The organism is Pseudomonas sp. NPDC087697 (genome assembly GCF_044743155.1).
GTDB lineage: Bacteria > Pseudomonadota > Gammaproteobacteria > Pseudomonadales > Pseudomonadaceae > Aquipseudomonas.
This window is the reverse complement of sequence record NZ_JBIUVW010000006.1, coordinates 130,836-151,780: the sequence shown is the minus strand read 5'-3', so window position 1 is coordinate 151,780 and position 20,945 is coordinate 130,836. Positions and strand designations below refer to the sequence as shown.

Annotated in this window: 21 protein-coding genes; 17 read left to right on the top strand and 4 right to left on the bottom strand. The window is 58.0% G+C overall.

Annotated elements, in window-relative coordinates:
• Positions 1-126 precede the first annotated feature (126 nt).
• From ACIPIN_RS07115 to ACIPIN_RS07045, 15 genes are all read left to right on the top strand, one after another.
• Entirely contained in the window at positions 127-1,242 is a 1,116-nt protein-coding gene (locus tag ACIPIN_RS07115) for a branched-chain amino acid ABC transporter substrate-binding protein (protein ID WP_401117002.1), read from the top strand.
• Positions 1,243-1,321: 79 nt separating this feature from the next.
• Positions 1,322-2,236: a branched-chain amino acid ABC transporter permease LivH gene (locus ACIPIN_RS07110; RefSeq protein WP_401117000.1), complete on the top strand. Its 915-nt coding sequence runs from the start codon at positions 1,322-1,324 to the stop codon at positions 2,234-2,236.
• A gap of 2 nt (positions 2,237-2,238) precedes the next feature.
• Complete coding sequence (gene livM / locus ACIPIN_RS07105) at positions 2,239-3,555, top strand: high-affinity branched-chain amino acid ABC transporter permease LivM (protein WP_401116999.1); 1,317 nt, start codon at positions 2,239-2,241, stop codon at positions 3,553-3,555.
• Positions 3,552-4,427 carry an ABC transporter ATP-binding protein gene (locus tag ACIPIN_RS07100; protein ID WP_401116997.1) on the top strand — a complete coding sequence of 292 codons (876 nt, stop codon included), beginning with the start codon at positions 3,552-3,554 and terminating at the stop codon, positions 4,425-4,427. The genes livM and ACIPIN_RS07100 overlap by 4 nt, the downstream gene beginning before the upstream one ends.
• The gene (locus ACIPIN_RS07095; protein WP_401116995.1) at positions 4,424-5,140 is read left to right on the top strand and encodes an ABC transporter ATP-binding protein; all 717 of its coding nucleotides are present in this window, start codon (positions 4,424-4,426) and stop codon (positions 5,138-5,140) included. Before ACIPIN_RS07100 ends, ACIPIN_RS07095 begins: the two co-directional genes overlap by 4 nt.
• A 124-nt stretch (positions 5,141-5,264) precedes the next feature.
• Positions 5,265-6,041 (top strand): SDR family NAD(P)-dependent oxidoreductase, encoded by a 777-nt coding sequence (locus ACIPIN_RS07090; protein WP_401116993.1) that lies wholly within the window; start codon positions 5,265-5,267, stop codon positions 6,039-6,041.
• A 10-nt stretch (positions 6,042-6,051) separates the two neighbouring features.
• Entirely contained in the window at positions 6,052-6,720 is a 669-nt protein-coding gene (gene pxpB, locus ACIPIN_RS07085; RefSeq protein WP_401116991.1) for a 5-oxoprolinase subunit PxpB, read from the top strand.
• Positions 6,717-7,676, top strand: a complete 960-nt coding sequence (locus ACIPIN_RS07080; RefSeq protein ID WP_401116989.1) for a biotin-dependent carboxyltransferase family protein — start codon at positions 6,717-6,719, stop codon at positions 7,674-7,676. Before pxpB ends, ACIPIN_RS07080 begins: the two co-directional genes overlap by 4 nt.
• Positions 7,677-7,701: 25 nt before the next feature.
• Positions 7,702-8,472, top strand: a complete 771-nt coding sequence (locus tag ACIPIN_RS07075; protein WP_401116988.1) for a LamB/YcsF family protein — start codon at positions 7,702-7,704, stop codon at positions 8,470-8,472.
• A 41-nt stretch (positions 8,473-8,513) separates the two neighbouring features.
• Positions 8,514-8,972: an acetyl-CoA carboxylase biotin carboxyl carrier protein gene (accB, locus tag ACIPIN_RS07070; RefSeq protein WP_401116986.1), complete on the top strand. Its 459-nt coding sequence runs from the start codon at positions 8,514-8,516 to the stop codon at positions 8,970-8,972.
• Between the two features lie 3 nt (positions 8,973-8,975).
• Positions 8,976-10,346 carry an acetyl-CoA carboxylase biotin carboxylase subunit gene (gene accC / locus ACIPIN_RS07065; protein WP_401116984.1) on the top strand — a complete coding sequence of 457 codons (1,371 nt, stop codon included), beginning with the start codon at positions 8,976-8,978 and terminating at the stop codon, positions 10,344-10,346.
• Positions 10,343-10,732, top strand: coding sequence for an acetyl-CoA carboxylase biotin carboxyl carrier protein (locus tag ACIPIN_RS07060; RefSeq protein ID WP_401116982.1), 390 nt, complete (start codon positions 10,343-10,345; stop codon positions 10,730-10,732). Before accC ends, ACIPIN_RS07060 begins: the two co-directional genes overlap by 4 nt.
• Positions 10,733-10,751: 19 nt before the next feature.
• Positions 10,752-11,357: a TetR/AcrR family transcriptional regulator gene (locus ACIPIN_RS07055; RefSeq protein WP_401116980.1), complete on the top strand. Its 606-nt coding sequence runs from the start codon at positions 10,752-10,754 to the stop codon at positions 11,355-11,357.
• A 4-nt stretch (positions 11,358-11,361) separates the two neighbouring features.
• The gene (locus ACIPIN_RS07050; RefSeq protein ID WP_401116978.1) at positions 11,362-12,642 is read left to right on the top strand and encodes an aminotransferase class I/II-fold pyridoxal phosphate-dependent enzyme; all 1,281 of its coding nucleotides are present in this window, start codon (positions 11,362-11,364) and stop codon (positions 12,640-12,642) included.
• A gap of 13 nt (positions 12,643-12,655) precedes the next feature.
• Positions 12,656-13,501 carry an AraC family transcriptional regulator gene (locus ACIPIN_RS07045; RefSeq protein WP_401116976.1) on the top strand — a complete coding sequence of 282 codons (846 nt, stop codon included), beginning with the start codon at positions 12,656-12,658 and terminating at the stop codon, positions 13,499-13,501.
• 53 nt (positions 13,502-13,554) lie between these two features.
• Here ACIPIN_RS07045 and ACIPIN_RS07040 read toward each other — a convergent pair whose 3' ends face one another.
• From ACIPIN_RS07040 to ACIPIN_RS07030, 3 genes are all read right to left on the bottom strand, one after another.
• Positions 13,555-14,481 carry a sugar ABC transporter substrate-binding protein gene (locus ACIPIN_RS07040; protein WP_401116974.1) on the bottom strand — a complete coding sequence of 309 codons (927 nt, stop codon included), beginning with the start codon at positions 14,479-14,481 and terminating at the stop codon, positions 13,555-13,557.
• Between the two features lie 100 nt (positions 14,482-14,581).
• Positions 14,582-15,370, bottom strand: coding sequence for a TIM barrel protein (locus ACIPIN_RS07035; RefSeq protein ID WP_401116972.1), 789 nt, complete (start codon positions 15,368-15,370; stop codon positions 14,582-14,584).
• On the bottom strand, positions 15,367-16,389 hold the full coding sequence (locus ACIPIN_RS07030) for a Gfo/Idh/MocA family oxidoreductase (protein WP_401116970.1): 1,023 nt from the start codon (positions 16,387-16,389) through the stop codon (positions 15,367-15,369). The genes ACIPIN_RS07035 and ACIPIN_RS07030 overlap by 4 nt, the downstream gene beginning before the upstream one ends.
• 211 nt (positions 16,390-16,600) lie before the next feature.
• On the opposite strand from ACIPIN_RS07030, the gene ACIPIN_RS07025 reads away from it, so the two are divergent.
• Positions 16,601-18,592 carry a sigma-54 interaction domain-containing protein gene (locus tag ACIPIN_RS07025; protein WP_401117073.1) on the top strand — a complete coding sequence of 664 codons (1,992 nt, stop codon included), beginning with the start codon at positions 16,601-16,603 and terminating at the stop codon, positions 18,590-18,592.
• On the opposite strand, the gene ACIPIN_RS07020 is transcribed toward ACIPIN_RS07025, so the two are convergent.
• The gene (locus tag ACIPIN_RS07020; RefSeq protein ID WP_401116968.1) at positions 18,572-19,621 is read right to left on the bottom strand and encodes a LacI family DNA-binding transcriptional regulator; all 1,050 of its coding nucleotides are present in this window, start codon (positions 19,619-19,621) and stop codon (positions 18,572-18,574) included. The genes ACIPIN_RS07025 and ACIPIN_RS07020 overlap by 21 nt on opposite strands.
• A gap of 182 nt (positions 19,622-19,803) precedes the next feature.
• Between ACIPIN_RS07020 and ACIPIN_RS07015 the strand changes: the two genes are divergently transcribed.
• Complete coding sequence (locus ACIPIN_RS07015) at positions 19,804-20,916, top strand: fatty acid desaturase family protein (RefSeq protein ID WP_401116966.1); 1,113 nt, start codon at positions 19,804-19,806, stop codon at positions 20,914-20,916.
• Positions 20,917-20,945 lie beyond the last annotated feature (29 nt).

The window sequence follows — 20,945 nt, the reverse complement described above, 5'->3', positions numbered from 1 at the left end:
TGAAAAGGCACTAATCAACGACTTTGCTGCTGACCCCTTGGCAATTCGTCGAAGAAGTTCTGCTGTGCATATTACGGAATGTATCGATGGGTTGTTTTACAGCTGTTCTACCGTGGAGCGAGCGATATGAGTGGTAAGGCGAATACCTTTTTGGTGAGTGCAACCCTGGCGGCGACGTTGGTCAGTGGGGTAGTGCGTGCAGATGTTGTGATCGGTGTGGCGGGCCCTATGTCGGGTACATACGCCGCTTATGGTGATCAGGTGTGGAAAGGTGCTTCTGCGGCGGCAGAGGCAATCAATGCCACGGGCGGTATCAACGGTGAAAAGATCCGTTTGGTCAAAGGTGATGACGCATGCGATCCCAAGCAGGCGGTCGCCGTGGCCAATCGGCTGATCGAATCCGACAAGGTGTCGGCGGTCGTCGGGCATTTCTGCTCTTCCTCGGTCATTCCCACCAACGAAATCTATGCCGATGCAGGCGTGGTCACCATCAGTCCAGCCGCCACCAATCCCCAGGTCACTGAACGCGGTCTTGTCACTGTATTTCGTAACTGCGGTCGCGATGACCAGCAAGGAATCGTTGCGGGCGACTATATCGCTGATGTGCTCAAAGCCAAAAAGGTCGTGCTCATTCACGACAAGGATACTTACGGTCAGGGGCTGGCCGATGCTACCAAGCTGGAGTTGAAAAAGAAGGGTATCAAGGAGGTGCTCTATGAGGGGCTGACCCGTGGAGAGAAAGACTTCAACGCCCTGGTGACCAAGATTCGCGCACTTAATCCAGACGTCGTTTACTTCGGCGGGTTGCATCCAGAGGCGGGCCCGTTGGTACGTCAGTTGCGTGAGCAGGGAGTGACAGCCAAGTTCATTTCCGGAGACGGCATCGTAACTGATGAGCTGGTCAGCGCTGCCGGCGGTGCTCAGTACACCAACGGAGTGTTGATGACCTTCGGCGCAGACCCGCGCAACAACCCCGCAGGCAAGGCGGTCATCGATAAATTCCGCGCCAACGGTTACGAGCCGGAGGGTTACACCCTGTATGCCTACACCTCGGTGCAGGCGCTAGCGGCGGCCTTCAGTGCGACCAAGGGGACTGACGGCGTAAAAGCGGCCCAGTGGCTCAAGAGTCATCCCGTCCCGACAGCGATGGGGAACAAGGAGTGGGACAGTAAGGGGGATCTCAAAGTCTCCGATTACGTGATGTACCAGTGGGGCCCGGACGGTAAATACAAGCAGCTCTGAACTGTCCTCAAGCTGCCCCGGACCTGTTTGTCGGGCCGGGGCAGATAGCTCTTCCTGATTCTCAGACGGAATTCGTATCGTGGATGGCATCTTTCTACAACAAATGGTGAACGGGTTGACGCTCGGCTCGGTGTACGGGCTGATCGCGATCGGTTACACCATGGTGTACGGCATCATCGGCATGATCAACTTTGCCCACGGCGAGGTCTATATGGTCTCTGCTTATCTGGCAGCGATTGGTCTGGCGGTATTGTCGTTCTTCGGCGTTGAGTCGTTTCCCTTCCTGATCCTCGGGACCTTGATTTTCACCATCATAGTGACCGGTGCATATGGCCTGGTAATCGAACGGATTGCCTACAAGCCGTTGCGTAGCTCAACCCGCCTTGCACCCTTGATCAGTGCCATTGGCATGTCGCTGATCCTGCAAAACTACGTTCAGCTCAGCCAGGGCGCTCGCCAACAGGGTATCCCGACACTGCTCGAAGGGTCTCTGAGATTCACTGTGGGCAGCGGGTTCGTGCAGTTGACCTACACCAAGCTGTTCATTCTTGTGGCGGCCTTTCTTGGCATGGCCGCGCTCACTTACCTCATTCAGTACACCACCCTGGGGCGCATGTGCCGAGCGGTTCAGCAGGATCGCAAGATGGCCTCGATCCTGGGGATCAATACCGATCGGATCATCTCCAGCGTGTTCATCATCGGCGCCGCCATGGCGGCATTGGCTGGCGTACTGGTCACCATGAACTACGGGACGTTCGACTTCTATGCCGGCTTCATCATTGGCATCAAAGCCTTTACCGCAGCGGTCCTTGGTGGCATCGGCTCACTTCCTGGGGCGATGTTGGGCGGATTGATTCTGGGTGTGGCTGAGTCGCAGTTCGCAGGCATGGTCAATAGCGATTTCAAGGATGTCTTCAGCTTCTCGCTGTTGGTGCTGATTTTGATCTTCCGACCGCAAGGCCTGCTCGGCCGTCCACACGTGACAAAGGTGTAAGCATGTCTTCCGTGATCTTGAACAAAACCCTGGATGTTTCTACGCCTGTCTCCAAGGCGCTGGATATCAAGAAAAGTCTGGTCGAGTCGTTGGTGGCCGGTTTACTGGCACTGATCGTCTTCGGCCCTGTCGTCGGCGTCGTGCTCGATGGATACAGTTTCAATTGGCACCCCACGCGAGTGGCATGGATGACGGCCATCGTGATGGTGGGTCGCCTGGCGCTCAGTCTATTTATCCAGACCGCGAGTGGCGCCGCTCTCATTGCTCGGTTCAAGGGGGGCGACAGTGGCGTCCATGTACTGGCGCCGGATTACAAATCCCGGCTGCTTTGGATAATTCCTGCCTTAATCGTCATCGCTATTGTGTTCCCGGTGTTCGCCAACAAGTACCTGATGACTGTGGTGATACTCGGTTTGATCTACGTGTTGTTGGGCCTGGGTCTGAACATCGTGGTCGGCCTGGCAGGATTGCTTGACCTTGGTTATGTGGGCTTCTACGCGATTGGTGCCTACGGACTGGCGCTGGGTTACCAATACTTGGGTCTGGGATTCTGGTCAGTGCTGCCGCTTGCTGCCGTCGCCGCCGGATTAGCCGGGTGTCTGCTCGGTTTCCCGGTGCTACGAATGCACGGTGACTATCTTGCGATTGTGACATTAGGTTTCGGCGAAATTATCCGACTGATCTTGAACAACTGGTTGTCTTTTACTGGCGGGCCGAATGGACTACCAGTACCCGCGCCCACTTTCATGGGCCTGGAGTTTGGTCGTACGGCTAAGGCAGGCGGCATTCCGATTCATGAGTTTCTTGGCACCGCCTACAACCCCGACCTGAAGTTCATTTTCATCTATGCGGTTCTGTTTCTGGTCGTGCTTGGGGTGCTTTACATCAAGAACCGGCTGACCCGGATGCCAATGGGGCGTGCCTGGGAAGCACTGCGCGAGGATGAAATTGCCTGTCGGGCCATGGGGTTGAACCATGTGTTGGTCAAGCTTTCGGCGTTCACCATTGGCGCTTCTACTGCGGGTCTGGCGGGCGTGTTCTTCGCCAGCTATCAGGGCTTCGTCAACCCGTCATCGTTCACCTTTTTCGAGTCAGCCTTGATTCTCGCCATTGTGGTATTGGGCGGCATGGGTTCGACCGTTGGTGTAGTGATCGCGGCCTTTGTTTTGACCGTTGCGCCTGAGTTGCTGCGTAGTTTTGCCGAGTACCGGGTGCTGCTGTTCGGTGTCTTGATGGTGCTGATGATGATCTGGCGACCACGGGGACTGATTCGTATCAGCCGCATCGGCGTTCAACCTCGCAAAGGAGTGGCGCCATGAGCCGGGACGTCATTCTGTCGGTGGAAAATCTGATGATGCAGTTCGGCGGCATCAAAGCCCTGCGCGATGTCAGTCTGGCCATCCGACGCAATTCCATCTTTGCCCTGATCGGCCCTAACGGTGCCGGAAAGACCACCGTATTCAATTGCCTGACCGGGTTCTACAAGGCCTCCGGCGGGAAGATCGAACTCAATACAGGTGGCGCACGGACCAACGTGATCAAGTTGCTGGGCGAGCCGTTTCTGCCGACCGACTTTGTATCGCCGAAAAGCTTCGCCAGTCGACTGTTTTACAAGATGTTCGGTGGCACTCATCTGGTGAACCGTGCCGGCCTGGCGCGGACCTTCCAGAACATCCGTCTGTTCAAGGAAATGTCGGTGATCGAGAACCTGCTGGTGGCCCAGCACATGGGGGTCAATCGCAGCCTGCTCGCAGGCATCCTCAACACCCGGGGTTATCGCAAGGCTGAAGAAGACGCACTGAACACCGCGTTCTACTGGCTTGAAGTGGTCGACCTTGTGGACTGTGCCAACCGTTTGGCGGGTGAGCTTTCCTATGGCCAGCAACGTCGCCTGGAAATTGCCCGGGCCATGTGCACACGCCCCGAGATCATTTGCCTGGACGAACCGGCAGCCGGCTTGAACCCGCAGGAAACCGAAGCTTTGAGCGGGATGATCCGTTTGCTGCGTGACGAGCACGGCATGACGGTGGTGCTGATCGAGCACGACATGGGCATGGTGATGAGTATTTCCGACGACATCGTGGTGCTCGATCACGGCAATGTGATTGCCTGCGGCCAGCCTGAACAGATCCGTAACGACCCCAAAGTGATCGCCGCCTATCTGGGTGCCGAAGAAGAGGAGCTGGTATGAACGCGCCGATTCTTGAAGTGAAAGACGTCGATGTGCACTACGGTCCGATTCAGGCGCTGAAGAAAGTCTCGCTGCACATCAACAAGGGCGAGACCGTCAGCTTGATCGGCTCCAACGGCGCCGGCAAGTCAACCTTGCTGATGTCAATCTTCGGTCAGCCACGGGCGAGCGCCGGACAGATTATCTACCGCGGCACCGATATCACCCAGAAGTCATCCCACTACATCGCCTCCAATGGCATTGCCCAGTCGCCTGAAGGCCGCCGGGTGTTTCCCGACATGACCGTCGAAGAGAACCTGATGATGGGCACCATCCCCATTGGCGACAAGCACGCCGATGAGGACATACAGCGCATGTTCGAGCTGTTTCCACGACTCAAGGAGCGACGCAACCAGAGGGCCATGACCATGTCCGGCGGCGAGCAGCAAATGCTCGCGATTGCCCGGGCGTTGATGAGTCGACCGACCTTGTTATTGCTCGACGAGCCGTCGTTGGGGTTGGCACCGATCGTGGTGAAGCAGATTTTCTCGATCCTTCGGGACCTGGCGAGCACCGGCATGACGATCTTTCTTGTGGAACAAAACGCCAATCATGCCTTGAGGCTTTCGGATCGTGCTTATGTGTTGGTCAACGGTGAGATCCGCCTCACAGGCGCGGGTCGGGATCTGTTGGCCAACGAAGAAGTACGCAACGCCTACCTGGGTGGTCACTGACTACGAAGAGTCTTGAGAAACACGCTGAGGGCAACTGTTCGGACGTTGGTTTCCAACCGTCGCAGGTGCACTTGAGCCTCGGTTTTTAACACCATTTTTTATTCCATGAGAATCAGGAGTCGATATGAAACACGCCAATAAAGTTGCTCTCGTTACCGGTGCCGCCCAAGGTTTGGGCCTTGCTTGTGCCGAACGTTTTTTGGCCGATGGCGCCAAGGTGGTGCTGGTCGATGTGCAAGCCGACAAGGTCCGGGCACAGGCCGAACGCCTGGGCGAAAACGCGACTTGGTACGCCGCCGATTTGAGTGAAATTTCCTCGGCCATGGCCAAGGCTATCGTGGCCAAAGCCGTCGAGCATTTCGGTTCGCTGGACATCGTGGTGAACAACGCTGGCATCATCCATACCGCCGATTTTGTCGACTTCCCGGAAGACGCTTTTGACCGTGTGCAGCGGGTCAACCTCAAGTCGCCGTTCCTGATCGGTCAGGCCGCCGCTCGAGTGATGATCGAGAAGGGCATTCAGGGTTCGATTATCAACATGTCGTCGATCAACGCTGAGCTGGCGATCCCCAACTCGGTGGCCTATGCCGTTTCCAAGGGCGGTATCAAGCAACTGACAGCCGTCATGGCGGTGGGTCTGGTTCGTCACGGTATTCGAGTCAATGCGATTGGCCCCGGCACTATCGCCACCGACCTGGTCCTCAACTCGGTGATGTCCAGCCCGGCTCAGCGACACACAGTGTTGTCTCGTACCCCGATGGGTCGCTGTGGCGAGGCCTCGGAAGTCGCCAGCGTCGCGTCCTTCCTGGCCAGTGACGATGCTTCTTACATCATCGGCCAGACCATCTATCCAGACGGTGGTCGTCTGATCCTCAATTACACCGTTCCGGTCAACGAGTGAATTATTGATCATGGCGAGTCTCGATGTGGTGCCGAGAGTCTGTATCGCTGGTAGCCGAGGGTTGTTTTTCGATGCTGCCGGGCCGCGATTCAGCGAACCCGTGCAGTGCCGGGTACTGGCGCTCGCCCGAGCCGTCGGGCAAATACCCGGTGTGCAGGAACTGGTGCCGGGAATGAACAATGTGTTGGTGGTCTACGATCCTCGGCAAGTCTCTCCGATAGTGCTCTCTGATCAGCTCATGGCGCTGTGGGAGCAGGCTGTGGCTGACGAGTCGCCAGGCAGAGATATCGACATTCCCGTGATCTACAGCACCAGGGCCAGTGATGACCTGGTGCAGATCGCTGCGCTTGCGCAGCTTGAGGTCGACGAGTTCATTCGGCTTCACAGCGAGGCGATTTATCAGGTCGCGTGTGTTGGTGCCATGCCGGGCTTTCCTTATTTGTCGGGGCTCGATCCGCGCCTGGCGACGCCGCGCCGTGCGGTGCCGCGCATGCGCCTGGAGCAAGGTTCAGTGATTATCGGTGGGGCTCAGGCCGGCATCATGCCGTGCTCGGCGCCTTCGGGTTGGCATGTGATCGGCCATACCGATGTGCAACTGTTCGACGCACAACAATCGTCGCCGTCGTTCTTGCAACCCGGTGATCGCATTCGCTTCAGCATTGCCGGAGTTGAATCATGATCGAAATCCTGTCTACCGGTGTACTCAACTCTGTCCAGGATGCCGGGCGTGCTGGTTATCTCAGCATTGGCGTGGGTCAGTCCGGCGCCATGGATGCTCTGGCCCACGCCATGGGCAATGCACTATTGAGCAACGACGCTAACGCTGCGGGTCTGGAGATCGCGTTATTTCCTTTCCGTTTACGCTTGCTGAGCGATTGCCGCTTTGCAATCACCGGGGCCGATGGCGAGGCGCTACTGGATGAACAGCCGCTGCCTCCCCAGTGGGCCTGTGACGGCAAGGCCGGACAAACACTGCTGATCAAGCCGCCTCGGCGGGGCGCGCGCTGTTATGTGTCGTTCGCCGGCGGCATTGAGGTGCCGCTGGTGATGGGCTCGCGAGCCACCGACCTGAAAACCGGTTTCGGTGGTTTCGAAGGGCGTGGCTTGATGCGCGGCGATCGCCTGGTATTGGGCAACCAGACATACAAACCGCAAGCCGGTGTGGGCGCCGCCCTGTCTTGGGCGCTGCCCGAGCGTGATCGAGCCATCGAGATCCGAGTACTGCCAGCGGCCGAGTTCAATGAGTTCGACGAGCCGACAAAGACGCAGTTTTTTCAGCAGGGCTGGACGCTGAGCCAGGAAGCCAATCGCATGGGCATGCGCTTGATCGGGCCGGAGTTGAAAACCCGACGACCACTGGAGTTGTTATCCCACGGAATCCTGCCGGGTACGGTGCAGGTTCCGCCTTCCGGTCAGCCAATCATTCAGTTGGCCGATGCCAATACCTGTGGTGGCTATCCGAAGATCGCCAACGTGATCGATGCCGATCTCTGGCGGTTGGCTCAGGCGCCCATCGGCTCGACGTTTCGTTTTGTCGAAGTCGAACACCCTGAAGCAATGACGGCCCAGGAACACCAAGACCGTGAACTCATGGTGCTGCGTCAGGCCATGCAGTGCTCATTATCACGAGCCTGAAGTTACTTATATTTGAGGCGTATTCATGTCAAAAAAAGCCTTTAGCGTCGACCTGAACTCAGACATGGGGGAGGGCTTCGGTGCCTACACGATGGGCGATGATGAGGCGATTCTGAACATTGTCAGCTCGGCCAATATCGCCTGCGGGTTTCATGCCGGGGACCCTGAAGTCATGGCCAAGACTTTCACCCTGGCCAAGGCTCGCAACGTTGCGGTTGGCGCGCACCCGGGGTTTCCAGACCTGTGGGGATTCGGGCGCCGCAACATGGTGTTCTCGATGGGTGAAATCGAGCGGTTGGTTGCCTATCAAATTGGTGCGGCACAAGCGCTTGCGACGTTGGCCGGACACCCTATCACCCACATCAAGGCTCATGGTGCGCTGGGTAATCTGACTCAGACCGACGCTGACGTTGCAGCGGCGGTCTGTCGGGCGGTGAAGGCGGTTGATCCTTCGCTGATCTGCCTGGCGATCGCTATGGGGCATCAGGCCCGGATTGCCGCAGAGATGGGTTTACAGGTGCGTTCAGAGATTTTTGCCGACCGCGCCTACACCGAAGAAGGGCACCTGGTGTCGCGCAAGTTACCCGGGGCGGTCATCCATGATCCGGATGAAGCTGCTGCGCGAGTGGTGCGCATGGTGCGTGCGCAAGGTATCGAAACGGTTTCCGGACGTTTCATTCCCTGTCCCATCGACTCGATCTGTGTTCACAGCGACACACCGGAAGCCGTCGGGATCGCGGCACACGTACGTCGAACTCTGGAAGACGAAGGCATTGCAATCGCCAGCTTCGTTTGAACGTATGGAGCTGAACTTAACCTGGCAAAGCGGATGTTGATATGAAACTTGAATTCATTGAAAGCCTGATCGAGATCGTCGAGCGATCGCAGGTTTTGGAGCTGGAATACAGCGAAGGCGATTGTCGGGTACGTCTGGGTTTACGTGCACTGTCCAGCCAGCAGTCGGTGCCGCGCCAGGCGCCGTTGTCTGTGACAAGCGGGGATGTCGCTACTGAAACTCTGCTGGCCCTGCCTCAGGTCGCTCTTCAGTCCAATGGACACCCGGTTTCATCGGGTCTTGTAGGCATTTTTTATCGTTCTCCGTCGCCTGATAAACCACCGTTTATCGAGGTCGGCGATGTCGTGGAGGAGGGCCAGACGCTGGCCATCGTAGAAGCGATGAAAATGCTCAACCCAATCGAAGCAGATCGGGCAGGGCGGGTAAGCGCGATCCTGAAGAGTGACGGCGAGATGATCGAAGCCGGCAGCACCTTGTTCCTTATCGAAGCGGCGGATTAAGTGATGTCCCAACAACTTTTCGACACTGTCCTGATCGCCAATCGCGGTGAGATAGCGCTGCGGATTCTGCGGGCTGCGCGGGATCTGGGTTTGCGTACGGTCGCCGTGCACTCTCAGGCAGACGCTGACCTGCGGCATGTGGCGCTGGCTGACACGACCTTGTGTATTGGTCCGGCTGCAGCGAGTGAGAGTTATCTGAATCCACAGCGCCTGCTTCAAGCTGCGAAACTGACCGGCGCTGGGGCCATCCATCCGGGCTACGGCTTTCTGGCGGAGAGCGCCAATTTTGCGCAGGCTGTGGAGGAGGCGGGATTGGTTTTTGTCGGGCCGACGTCAGCATCCATCCGCCTGATGGGCGACAAGGTCAGCGCCAAGCAGGCGATGCTGGAGGCTGGGGTGCCCTGTGTCCCAGGGTCGCCTGGTGCTTTGCCGGCCGATGCCGAGACGGTCAGGGAGCTGGCCGAGGCCTGTGGTTACCCGTTGATCGTCAAGGCGTCGGGAGGTGGTGGAGGTCGAGGCATGCGTATTGTTCGCGACCCCAAGGAGCTCATTGAATCGGTAGCGATGACACGGGAAGAAGCCGGCCGGGCGTTCGGTAATCCCGAAGTCTACCTTGAGAAATTTCTTGAGCACCCACGTCATATCGAGATTCAAGTGATGGCGGATGGTTTCGCAAATGCCGTCTGGCTGGGCGAACGGGATTGCTCAATGCAGCGCCGCCATCAAAAAATCATTGAGGAGTCACCAGCGCCTGGGGTGGACCGTAAAGCTATCGCTGCCATTGGCGAGCGTTGTGTCAAAGCCTGTCAATTGATCGGCTATCGCGGCGCAGGCACCTTCGAGTTTTTGTATGAGAACGGCGAGTTCTATTTTATCGAGATGAATACCCGGGTTCAGGTTGAACATCCTGTGACCGAGTTGGTGACCGGGGTAGACATCGTTCGTGAGCAATTGCTGGTGGCATTGGGCAAGCCGCTGTCGATTCGCCAGGATCAGATCAGCCTGAACGGCCATGCCATCGAGTGTCGGATTAACGCCGAAGATCCTTTTAGCTTCGCTCCGGCTCCGGGCACGGTGACCCGGTGGGTGGCCCCTGGCGGTCCGGGCATCCGCATCGATACGCACCTGTATGCCGGCTATCAAGTGCCGCCGTATTACGACTCGCTGGTGGCGAAATTTCTGGCCCACGGAGCGAGTCGCGAGCAGGCGATCAAGCGGATGCGTGGCGCTCTGGCAGAAGCCGATCTGGGTGGAATCAAAAGCAGTATTCCTTTGCACCAGCGTTTGATGGATGAGCCCGGCTTCGTCGCGGGTGGCTTTGATATCCATCACCTTGAGCGTTACCTAAGCCAGGATCAGGAGGTCTCGAAATGAGTCCGCAGTTCATTGAACAGATTGTCCAGCTGTTGAAGCTTCACTCATTGGAAACGTTCGAGTTTGAGCAGGCGGGTGCTTGTCTGCGTCTTACGCTCGGCGGCGTTTCTCCCGCGTCAGCATCGACCCCGGTGAGCCCGAATCTGGAAGCCTGTGGGATCGTTTCGGCACCAGGGATGGGCATCCTTCGCTTGCGTCATCCCCAACGCGACGATCCGTTTATCGCGCCCGGTGCCAATGTCGAGAAAGGTCAGGTAATAGCTTTTCTCCAGAACGGCGTCTTGCTTGATGAAGTAACCGCTGATCGTGCTGGACGAGTGATCTGCGTACTGGCCGAAGACGGTGATCTGATTGGTTATGGCCAGCCCTTGTTTGAGCTGCAATGAGCCGGGTGCAGGGTGAGAGATGAGACAGGAAAATGCTCTGAGTCCGGCGATAGGCGCCGATCAGGTGATTGTTGAAGCAGCGCTTGAGCTAATGGTCGAGAACGGCTTCGCGGCGATGTCCATGCGAAGCCTCGCGAAAAAGGTCGGGCTGCACGCGGGCAGTCTCTATCACCATTTTCCGAGCAAGCTGGATGTGCTGGAAGAAGTGCTGGATTCGCTTTTACAGCAGCGCCTGAGCGATTGGTGGGTGCGTAAACCCAAACGTGCCGGAGTGCTGAAACTGCTGGATGCGTTTATTGCTTTTCATGTTCAGCATGCCCTTGAGCATTCACGCGAAGAGCATCTGGTGCGCCTTGAGCTGCATCACTTGCATGGTGCTCAACTCAGTCGAATCCTGGAGCAGGACGAAGCTTACATCGGTGAGTTAAGTGAAATCATCCGACGCGGCGTTGCGGCAGGCTTATTCAAGGTCCCCGACGTCAATCTCGTGACACGTAGCCTGTTGGCAATGTTAGGCGCAGCGCCCTCACTCAGTACGACCGAGATGTCTCGGACTTCCATTATTCAGATGTTGACTCGCATGGCCAGACAGCTGCTGTGGGTTCATGGCGTGATAGAGAGGTAGTAAATTGAAACTTGCCGAATATTCAATTGACGCACTAGAGCAATTACATGGCCAAGTCCAGGCTGAGTATCTGCGTCTACGTGAGCGCACGCTGTCGATCAATATGGCTCGAGGCGTTCCCAGCTCCGAACAGCTGGACCTCTCTAATGCTTTGCTCGAACTATCACTGGCGGGCGACTACCTTGCTGAAGATGGCACCGATTGTCGTAACTACATGGGACAGCAAGGTCTTCCAGAAGCGCGTCGATTGTTTGCCCCGTTACTCGGATTGCCAGCCGAACAGACAGTGGTTTCTGGAAACTCAAGCCTTGCACTGATGTATGACTGCTTGGCCTTTGCAATGCACAACGGCTTTCCTGAGTCGTCCATGCCTTGGCAGCAAGAGCCTCAAACCGTGGCTTTTCTTTGTCCAGTACCTGGCTACGATCGGCATTTCACCCTGTGCGAGTCATTTGGTGTGCGCATGATCCCCGTGCCACTGCTGGACGATGGGCCGGACATGGATGTGGTACGCAGACTGGTTTCTGAAGACTCGACCATCCGTGGTATGTGGTGCGTGCCTAAATACAGCAATCCTACGGGCACCGTTTACAGCGACGAAGTGATTGAAGCCTTGGCATCCATGCAGACCGCGGCTTTGGACTTTCGGCTTTTTTGGGATGATGCCTACACCTTGCATCACCTGACTTCGGACGCCATTGAGATATCCAATATCTATCAGGCCTGTGTACGTCACGGGCACCCGGATCGTGCCTTGGTTTTTGGCTCGACCTCGAAGATGACATTCGCTGGAGCCGGTCTTGCATTGTTTGGTTCGTCCAAGGCCAACGTCGAGTGGTGGCTTAGCCACGCCTCGATCAGAAGTGTCGGACCGGACAAGCTGAATCAGCTACGTCACGTGCGCTACCTGAAGGATCTCGATGGGTTGAAGTCGCTGATGGACGGGCATCGAAAACTGCTTGCTCCGCGATTCTCAGCTGTACTTCATCAATTGGATTCGCACCTTCGCCCATTCGGATTTGCTAGCTGGAGTGAACCCAAGGGTGGTTACTTCATCAGTCTGAATATCCTTCCTGGCACTGCAAGGCATGCCGTTGCGCTTGCACGAGCGGTAGGGGTCAATTTGACTTCGGCAGGCTCTTGTTATCCGCACGGCCACGATCCGCTCGATCAGCATTTGCGTATTGCTCCCTCATCACCGGGATTGAGCGACCTGGAGGCGGCTGCACAGGCGATCTGTACCTGTGTATTGCTCGCCGCATGCGAAAGGCTGATCTCCAAGTGATTTCGAGCAGCAGTTGCAACGCAGCGATGTGGAATGGGAGGGCGAAGCGATGAGTCGAGCGAGTGGGGGAGTCTCCAGTCAGGCGGATGATCTCATTTTATCCAGGTCAACCTGGCTGCCTGCGAATACCGTTGCCTCTAGAGCTTTTGATGAGCGAGGTGAGTTCATCTACTCCTTCTCCGGCTTGTTAGAGGTTGAAGTAGAGGGTTTTCGTTATCTCGTTCCACATAAGTACGGGGTGTGGCTACCTCCTGGCATAAGGCGCTCCAGCTTCAATCGACAGCATGCGAGGCATATATCCATCTATTTACCAAACGTATTCAGTGCGTTGCTGCCCGCTGAACACTGTGCTTTGGAAGTGGATACGTTGCTTCGTTCGTTGCTGGAGGGGGTTTCCAAGAGTGCTGAAACTGTAAATCAGACTGACGCAGAAAAGCGCTTGCTCAGGGTGTTAGTCGACCGATTTATGGGGGCAAAGAGTTCCGGTAGCTACCTGCCTCATTCTGCTGACCCTCAATTTGGACCATTGCTGACGCAATTGAAAAACAATCCTTATGATCAACGATCCTTTTCAGATATTGCAGTGTCGTTGAACGTGTCTGAGCGCACACTGGCTCGTCGCTGCCAGCGCGATCTTGGTATGACATTTTTGGAGTGGAGGCAGCGCCTATTGGTGGTTGAGTCTCTGGCGCTATTGCAGCAAGGACAGACTGTAGAGGCTATTTCATTAGTGTTGGGATACAAAAACACGTCGTCTTTTATAAGCATGTTCAGAAAGCTTACAAACATGACGCCTAATGAGTACCGAAGGGAAGAGGAGCGGTGTTTGGTAACGGTGCAACGCTGTTCACGCAATTAAAAACGCCGCTTATCCCTGACCTGGAAAGCGGCGTCAGTGGTTAGCGTTTGACGCTATTTATAATGTTGCTCAAACATGGCCACCTGCTCCGGTGTGATCAGTTGAAAGGGCACCCAGACATCCGTCTCGACCGGCTCGCCCTTGATCATTTTTATAGCCGCTTGCAGCGCGGTGGTCGCCTGGGCCTTGGGGTCTTGAAATACCGAAGCGACCAGCATCCCGCGCTTGATTGCCGCCAGGCCATCAGGCAGGCCATCGATACCGACAATCGCAATCTCGCCCTTGGTTTTGCCGGCCTGCTGCAGTGCCATGGCGGCGCCGATGGCCATTTCGTCATTGTTGGCAACGATGGCGTCAAAACTCGTGCCGGCCAGCAGCCAGTTGCTGGTCAGGTCCATGCCTTTGTTGCGCTGCCATTCGGCACTTTGTTGTTCGACGATCTTGATCCCGGGATAGTCCTTGAGCACCTGTTTGACGCCTTCGGTGCGGTCGTGTGTGGAGTTTTGCGCCAGGTCGCCCATGATAATCGCGAGGGTGCCTTTGCCCCCCAGTTTTTCGGCCAGGTAGCGCATTTGCAGTTGCCCGGCCTCAATGTCATTCGACGCCACCGTGACCACGCCTTTGGGCAAGACGCGTTCGTCCGGGTGGCGGTTGACGTAGACCAGCGGCGTCTTCGCCTCGACGGCGGCGCGGGTCATGTTGGCGGTGGCGGCGGTGTCCACGGGCAAGACGATGACCGCGTCCACCTTCTGATTGAGAAAGCCCTGGACCTGATTGAGCTGGCGCACCACGTCGCCCTGGGCGTCCTCGAACTGGATCTGGACGTTTTCCTTTTTGGCGGCGTCTTCCAGGCCGCTGCGCACATAGGTCATGAAGTTGTCGTCGACCCTGGCAATGCTGACACCGATACGATAGCTGGCGGCGGCCCATTGGCTGAAGACTAGTAACAGCGTGGCAAAAAGCAGTGTGCAGCGACGCATGATGGTTTTCCTTTTGTTGTTATGAATTGAACTTCATCAAGATCAAAAATGAAGGTTGCTGGCGCGCTTTGAATCAACCTCCGAGCGTGCCGCAGGTTCTTCAATCCAGCGTGAACGCTTGCCGAAAACGTTCGAGTGCCGCTTCGCTGTCACCGCTGGCCCAGCCCTCGAGCCCGACAACACCGGTATATCCCATGCCGAACAAGGCTTTGGCAATGGCCGGATAATGGATTTCGCCGGTGCCCGGTTCCATGCGGCCAGGGACGTCAGCAACCTGGATTTCCCCGATGGCGCTGCCGGCGCGCTGAATCAGTTCGATCAGGTTTCCTTCGCCGATCTGTGCGTGGTAAAGGTCCAGGTTCATCTTCAGATGAGGGCTGCCCACGGCCTCGATCAATGCCAGGGTATCGTCGGCGCGAGCGAACGGAGTGCCGGGGTGGTCCACTTCGGTGTTGAGGTTTTCCAGCAGGAACACCCGACCGGCGTCTTCGCCCAGGCGCGCGATTTTTTCCAGGGTCTTGCAGGCGCTCAACCACATGCGTCCGGTGGTATGGGCCACCGGTTTGACCGGCAAGCCTTGGTCGCCCAGGCCCGTGCCATGCAGGTTGAGGCTCGGGCAATTCAGTTGGGCGGCGACGGCCAGCGATTCCCGTGCGCTGTCGAGCAGGTGCTGGATGTCCTCGGGATCGGTCAGGTTGCCCGAGATGTAGCCGGTCATGGAGGTGAAGTCAGCGCCGGTGGCGACCAGGGCCGGAATGTCTTTCGTCGTCCAGTCCCAGATTTCGGAACTGAAACCCAGCGCATGAATGCGTTTGACGCGTTCGGTGAACGGTAGGTCGAGGAAGACCATCTCGGCACTGATCGCCAGTTTGAACGGTGTGAAACTCATGGACGGCCTCCTTGCACGCGCACCGCTTTGCCCTGTTGGAAGGACTCGATACAGGCGCGGGCAATCGCCAGTGCCGCCCGGGCATCTTCGCCGCTGGCGAGTGGTTTTTCGCCGGTGCGCAGGCAGTCGACAAAGTGGTTGAGCTCGGCCACATAGGCATCACGCAGCAGGTCGGTGTCCAGGCGTTGGGTGTCGCCCTGGATGCCATTGGCCAAGTAGCGAACCAGGTCAGAGTCGTTGACGCTGCCCATGGTCAGCATGCCAGCGCTGCCGAACACTTCCCCTCGAACATCGTAGCCATAGACCGCCTGGAAATTCGCCTCGGCGGTGGCGATGGCGCCGTTATCAAAACGGATCGTGACCACCGCGGTGTCCAGAAACCCTTTGCTCTTGTAGTCCGGAGCAATCAGGGCATCGGCCATGACATAGACTTCAACCGCTTCGGCGCCGGGATTGAGGTAGCGCAGGGTGTCGAAGTCGTGAATCAGGGTTTCGAGGAAAATCACCCACTGCGGCGAGGCGGCTGGATTGTTCAGCGCCGGATCACGAGTCAGCGAGCGCAGCAGTTGCGGCGTACCGATACGGCCGGCGATCACGTCCAGGTGGGCAGCCCGGAAGCTTTTGGCAAAGCGGCGGTTGAAGCCGACTTGCAGCGTCACCCGTGCGTCGGCAGCCGCTGCGATGGCGCGGTCGGCCTCGTCCAGAGTGATGGCCATGGGTTTTTCACAAAACACGCCTTTGCCGGCTCGGGTGGCACTGATCACCAATTCGGCATGGCTGCGGGCTGGTGCTGCGATCAGTACGCCGTCAATTTCCGGGTCGTCGAGCAATTGCTGTGGGTCGGTATAGACCCGCTGCACACCCAATTCTGCCGCCAGGCGAGCGGCCTGGCCGGGTGTCGGGTCGGCGATGGCGGCCAGGCACGCGCCAGGAATGTGCCGGGCCGCGGTCAGGCCGTGAAAACTGCCCATGCGGCCAGCGCCGATGAGGCCGAGGCGGATGATCTTGGATGCACTCATGAAATGACTCCCTTTTATTGTTGTTCAACGACTCGGCAGCAGGAATGTCCTCGCCGGTACAAAGCAGGGAGCAAGGGCTGTGCCAATATTTAAATCATTGATATTTAAGGGAATACTAAAAAACAATTGAAATAAGTGTTCATTTCAATGACATGTCTATACTGACATGTCAAAAATATGAACATAGGAGTGAAGAGTGATCCCACAGCCAATGGCCTTCAGCGTGCAAGACCTCGATTACATCACTGCGCTCGGTCCCGCGTCGTTGAGCGAAGGACCGATCGCTGAGCTGGAGCAGGCCTGGCTGGCGTGTCTGAAGGGGTGCACCGATCGACCTGCCGGGGTCAGGCAGGTTATTTGGGACTCCTGGCTGCGCAGCGTCAGTGCCGGCCTTGATCCTGATGATGGCGAATACCGTTTTGTTGCCCCCGCCGTTCTGGCCGCGACGCTGGCGGCCAACCGCGTGTTGATCGCGGCGGCGGCAGAGGTCATGCGGGGATTGCTGGCTTACAACCCAAGGGGCCATATCAATTTGACTGATGCCGAAGGCACGACGCTGTATTTCTGCGGTCTGGACCTCACTCCGGTGGGCAGCCGCTTGCTGGAGTCGGTGCAGGGCACCAATTGCACGGGCCTGGCGCTTGCCGAAGACCGGTTGGTGTATGTGCTGGCCGAGGAAAACTTCGGGATCGGCCTGCGTCGGCGGCGCATGCATTGTGCCGCCGCGCCGATCCGGGATGCCCAGGGCCGGACACTGGCCATGCTGACCCTGACCGCAGAGCCCGGCTGGTTTCATTTCCATACGCTGGGCACCGTCCAGGCCGCAGCCGAAGCGGTCTCGCGGCAGATGGCGCTGCAGACACTGCTGGAAGAACAACAAACCGTGCTTGAAGTGCTCAACGAGGGATTGGTGGTGCTGGATGAGCGCGGCTGCATCAAGGCACTCAACCGCTATGCACGGCAATTGTTTCGCGTGGGTCGGGACCTGCTGGGCAGCCCGTTCCAGCGTCTGGGCCAGAGCGAACTGACCAATGAGATTCTGCTACGCGGCGGGGAAGGGCTGCGGGATCTGGATTGCACCTTTGAGTTGCATGATCGCAGCCACCTGGCGTGCCTGGTGTCCGTGTGCTCACTGGAGCAGGGCGGGCGCATCGTCTCGCTGCGGGAGAACCGGCGCATCCGGGAAATTACCCGGCGGATCATCGGCACTCAGGCCAGCTACACCTTCGAAACCATTCAGGGCAGTTCGCGAGCCATTCAGGACGCGTTGCACCTGGGACGGATCGCCAGTCGCAGTGACTCGACCACACTGATCCTGGGCGAAAGCGGCACCGGCAAGGAGTTGTTCGCCCAGGCGATTCATAACGCCAGTGACCGGTGCAGCGGTCCGTTTGTGGCGGTCAACTGCGGAGCGATTCCGCGAGACCTGGTGCAGAGCGAACTGTTCGGGCATGTCGAGGGCGCCTTCACCGGCTCGGCCCGTGGCGGATCGGCCGGGAAGTTTGAATTGGCCGATGGCGGAACAATCTTTCTCGACGAAATCGGTGACATGTCTTTTGATGCCCAGGTCAGCCTGCTGCGCGTCTTGCAAGAAGGCGAGGTGACGCGGGTGGGCGCAAAGAAATCCCGGCAGGTGAATGTCCGCATCATCGCTGCCACCCACCGCAACCTGAGCCAGGCAGTGGCCGATGGCGCGTTCCGTGAGGATCTTTACTACCGGCTCAACGTCCTGAACCTGACGGTTCCACCACTGAGGATGCGCCGCGAGGATGTGCCCTTGCTGGCGCGACATTTTCTCAGTCGTTGCGCCCGCTCGCTGCGCAAATCGGTGCAGGGCATCTCGCCGGAGGCGCTGGATATTCTTTGCGCCTATCACTGGCCAGGCAATGTTCGTGAGTTGGAAAACACCATTGAACGCGCGACCAATCTGGCGGTGACCGAATTGATCCAGCCTGGTGATCTGCCGCTTGAAATCAAGCAAAGTCTGCGACCGTCGGCGCCGGGCAGTGTGCCTGAACCCCAGGCAACCCTGGAGCTCGGCGCCCATGAAATGAACGCGATCATCGCGGCCCTCAGGGATACCCGCGGGAACATCCGCTTGGCCGCCAAACATCTGAACGTTTCTCGCGGCGGGCTGTACAACAAAATGAACCGGTTCGGGCTGAGTGCCGATGCTTTCCGTTCAGGGTCGAGCATTCTCTGAGGTCATGATCTGCAATGGAATATAGATGCGATGCCGGATCGGATCGAAGTCCGATGCGGTCTGCAATTCCACCAGCAGATCGACCAGCGCCGCCGCCAGCAATCGCGGCTGGGAATCGATAACCAGGCTGATCAACCCCTGCGCCAGGGCCTGGCGCGACAGCTCGGTCGACTCCTGCAAAATGCAACACAGCGACGGCCGCTTCGGCAGCTGCGACAGGGCGCTGATGATCCCGTCGCCGCCCCCTCCGACCACGCACAGCCCCCGCAAGTCGTCATGCCGCGCCAGGAGTTCCAGCGTCGCCTCTTCGGTGATGTCGCTATTGTCCAGATTGATCACCGCTTCCAGCAGCCGCAACCCCGGTGCGCGCTCCGCCAGGTAACTGCGCAGCCCCTCGACCCGCGCCTGATGGCCGAGGAAACGGTGGCCGCCGAGCAACACCCCGACACTGCCTTTGCGGGCGCCACAGGTGTGAGCCATCAGCCAGCCCATGGTGCGCCCGACCTCATGATTATCCTGGCCGACGTAAGGCTCATCCGCTGCCTCATGAATGTCGGAGAGCAGCGCGATCACCGGCACGCCGGCGGCTCTGATCTGAGCGATGGCGGCATTGATCAGCGGATGCGCGAAGCTGACCACTGCCAGGCCGTCGCACTGCACCGCCAGTTGTTCGATTTGGGCAATGATCGCGCTGGGTGTGCGATCGAAGACGTACTCGAATTGCATGCTCAGGTTGGCGTCAGCCTGACGCTGCGCCGCCTCGGTAATGGCGGCGGCCACGTTGCCGTAGAACGCCTGGGCGGTGCCGAGCAAGAGGATGCCGAAACGGTAGCTGGGGCGGCGTTCGCGGATTCGCTGGCCGATCAGCCGGGCCGCGAAATAACCGACTGCTTCGGCGGCCTGGAACACCTGCTCGGCGGTGGCCGGGTTGACCGGCGCCCTGGCGTTGAGCACCCGGTCCACGGTGGCGACACTCAAGCCCGCGTGTTCGGCGACGGTGGCGATGGTTGGGCGTTTAGTGGTGTTCATGGCAGGCCCCGCAAGCGCTTTGATAGAAAACTATCAAGCTTCAATGGGCCTGGATGATAGCTTGATAGGGAATGTATTCAAGGGCTTGAGGGTAATCAGTGCGCTCTCTATCTTTTCTCCAACGATGTGATCCCGCATCGAAGCAAGTGCCCAAAACCATCAAGCTTGCGGAGAACAATAAAATGCCTGAACAAAACGCAACCTTTGAACACCCCAATAAACCCGTGCCTCGGGATTATCGATTGATCGGTCCCGAAGCCGCCAAAGCGGCGCAAAAAGGCCTGGTGTCAGCCAACTGGTACCAATCGCCCATTTCCCGTAAACGCATGAAGGAATTGATGCAGCGCCGCGACGGCCCGGCCTTGCGCGACACCGCGATCTGGTTGCTATCGATGGTTGTCACCGGGTTCGGGGGTTACTGGTTTTGGGGCTCCTGGGCCTGCGTTCCGTTCTTCTTCGCCTACGGGTTGCTCTACGGCACGGCGTCCAATGCCCGTTGGCACGAAACCGGTCACGGCACGGCGTTCAAAACCCGCTGGATGAATGATGCGATCTACCAATTGTCGAGCTTCATGTTCATGTTCGAACCGCATGTCTGGCGCTGGAGCCACGCTAGACACCACACCGACACCATCATCGTCGGTCGCGATCCGGAGATCGTCGAGCCGCGTCCGCCAAGCCTGATCAATATGGTGCTGAGTCTGTTCAGGATGCCTTACGCGATCAGGACGATGTGGTCAGTCTGCCGGCATGCAACCGGGCGGATGGCGGAAGAAGAGCAGACCTTCATCCCCGAATCCGAGTGGCCCAAGGTCTTTACGGCGGCGCGTATCTGGCTGGTGATTTATGGATTCACCGTGGGAGCGGCGCTGTATCTGCAGAGCTGGCTGCCGCTGATGTTTATCGGTTTGCCGACGCTGTACGGCGGCTGGCTGTCGTACCTGTTCGGCCTGACGCAGCATGTCGGCCTGGCCGAGGACGTGCTCGATCACCGCAGCAACTGCCGCACCATTTACATGAACCCGCTGCTGCGTTTTCTGTACCTCGACATGAACTATCACCTTGAGCATCACATGTATCCGATGGTGCCGTTTCATGCGCTGGCGCAGCTTCACGAAGAAATCCGCCACGACTGCCCGCCGCCTTACACCAGCCTGCTCGAGGCCTTCAGAGAAATCCTCCCGACTATCTGGAAGCAGCGCAAAGACCCGACGTATTTCATCCGTCGCCCTTTGCCACAACGCGCAACACCGGCCGCCAGCACCCAGGCAGAACCTGAAGCAACGCCGGCCTGACACCTTCCCGTTTTTACCACTACAAGAGA

What these genes read in the sequence shown, in the direction of transcription:
- ACIPIN_RS07115 (WP_401117002.1), top strand. Translation starts at nt 127, where the DNA reads ATGAGTGGTAAGGCGAATACCTTTTTGGTGAGTGCAACCCTGGCGGCG.
- livM (WP_401116999.1), top strand. Translation starts at nt 2,239, where the DNA reads ATGTCTTCCGTGATCTTGAACAAAACCCTGGATGTTTCTACGCCTGTC.
- ACIPIN_RS07100 (WP_401116997.1), top strand. Translation starts at nt 3,552, where the DNA reads ATGAGCCGGGACGTCATTCTGTCGGTGGAAAATCTGATGATGCAGTTC.
- ACIPIN_RS07095 (WP_401116995.1), top strand. Translation starts at nt 4,424, where the DNA reads ATGAACGCGCCGATTCTTGAAGTGAAAGACGTCGATGTGCACTACGGT.
- ACIPIN_RS07090 (WP_401116993.1), top strand. Translation starts at nt 5,265, where the DNA reads ATGAAACACGCCAATAAAGTTGCTCTCGTTACCGGTGCCGCCCAAGGT.
- pxpB (WP_401116991.1), top strand. Translation starts at nt 6,052, where the DNA reads ATGGCGAGTCTCGATGTGGTGCCGAGAGTCTGTATCGCTGGTAGCCGA.
- ACIPIN_RS07080 (WP_401116989.1), top strand. Translation starts at nt 6,717, where the DNA reads ATGATCGAAATCCTGTCTACCGGTGTACTCAACTCTGTCCAGGATGCC.
- ACIPIN_RS07075 (WP_401116988.1), top strand. Translation starts at nt 7,702, where the DNA reads ATGTCAAAAAAAGCCTTTAGCGTCGACCTGAACTCAGACATGGGGGAG.
- accB (WP_401116986.1), top strand. Translation starts at nt 8,514, where the DNA reads ATGAAACTTGAATTCATTGAAAGCCTGATCGAGATCGTCGAGCGATCG.
- accC (WP_401116984.1), top strand. Translation starts at nt 8,976, where the DNA reads ATGTCCCAACAACTTTTCGACACTGTCCTGATCGCCAATCGCGGTGAG.
- ACIPIN_RS07060 (WP_401116982.1), top strand. Translation starts at nt 10,343, where the DNA reads ATGAGTCCGCAGTTCATTGAACAGATTGTCCAGCTGTTGAAGCTTCAC.
- ACIPIN_RS07055 (WP_401116980.1), top strand. Translation starts at nt 10,752, where the DNA reads ATGAGACAGGAAAATGCTCTGAGTCCGGCGATAGGCGCCGATCAGGTG.
- ACIPIN_RS07040 (WP_401116974.1), bottom strand. Translation starts at nt 14,481, where the DNA reads ATGCGTCGCTGCACACTGCTTTTTGCCACGCTGTTACTAGTCTTCAGC.
- ACIPIN_RS07035 (WP_401116972.1), bottom strand. Translation starts at nt 15,370, where the DNA reads ATGAGTTTCACACCGTTCAAACTGGCGATCAGTGCCGAGATGGTCTTC.
- ACIPIN_RS07030 (WP_401116970.1), bottom strand. Translation starts at nt 16,389, where the DNA reads ATGAGTGCATCCAAGATCATCCGCCTCGGCCTCATCGGCGCTGGCCGC.
- ACIPIN_RS07025 (WP_401117073.1), top strand. Translation starts at nt 16,601, where the DNA reads ATGGCCTTCAGCGTGCAAGACCTCGATTACATCACTGCGCTCGGTCCC.
- ACIPIN_RS07020 (WP_401116968.1), bottom strand. Translation starts at nt 19,621, where the DNA reads ATGAACACCACTAAACGCCCAACCATCGCCACCGTCGCCGAACACGCG.
- ACIPIN_RS07015 (WP_401116966.1), top strand. Translation starts at nt 19,804, where the DNA reads ATGCCTGAACAAAACGCAACCTTTGAACACCCCAATAAACCCGTGCCT.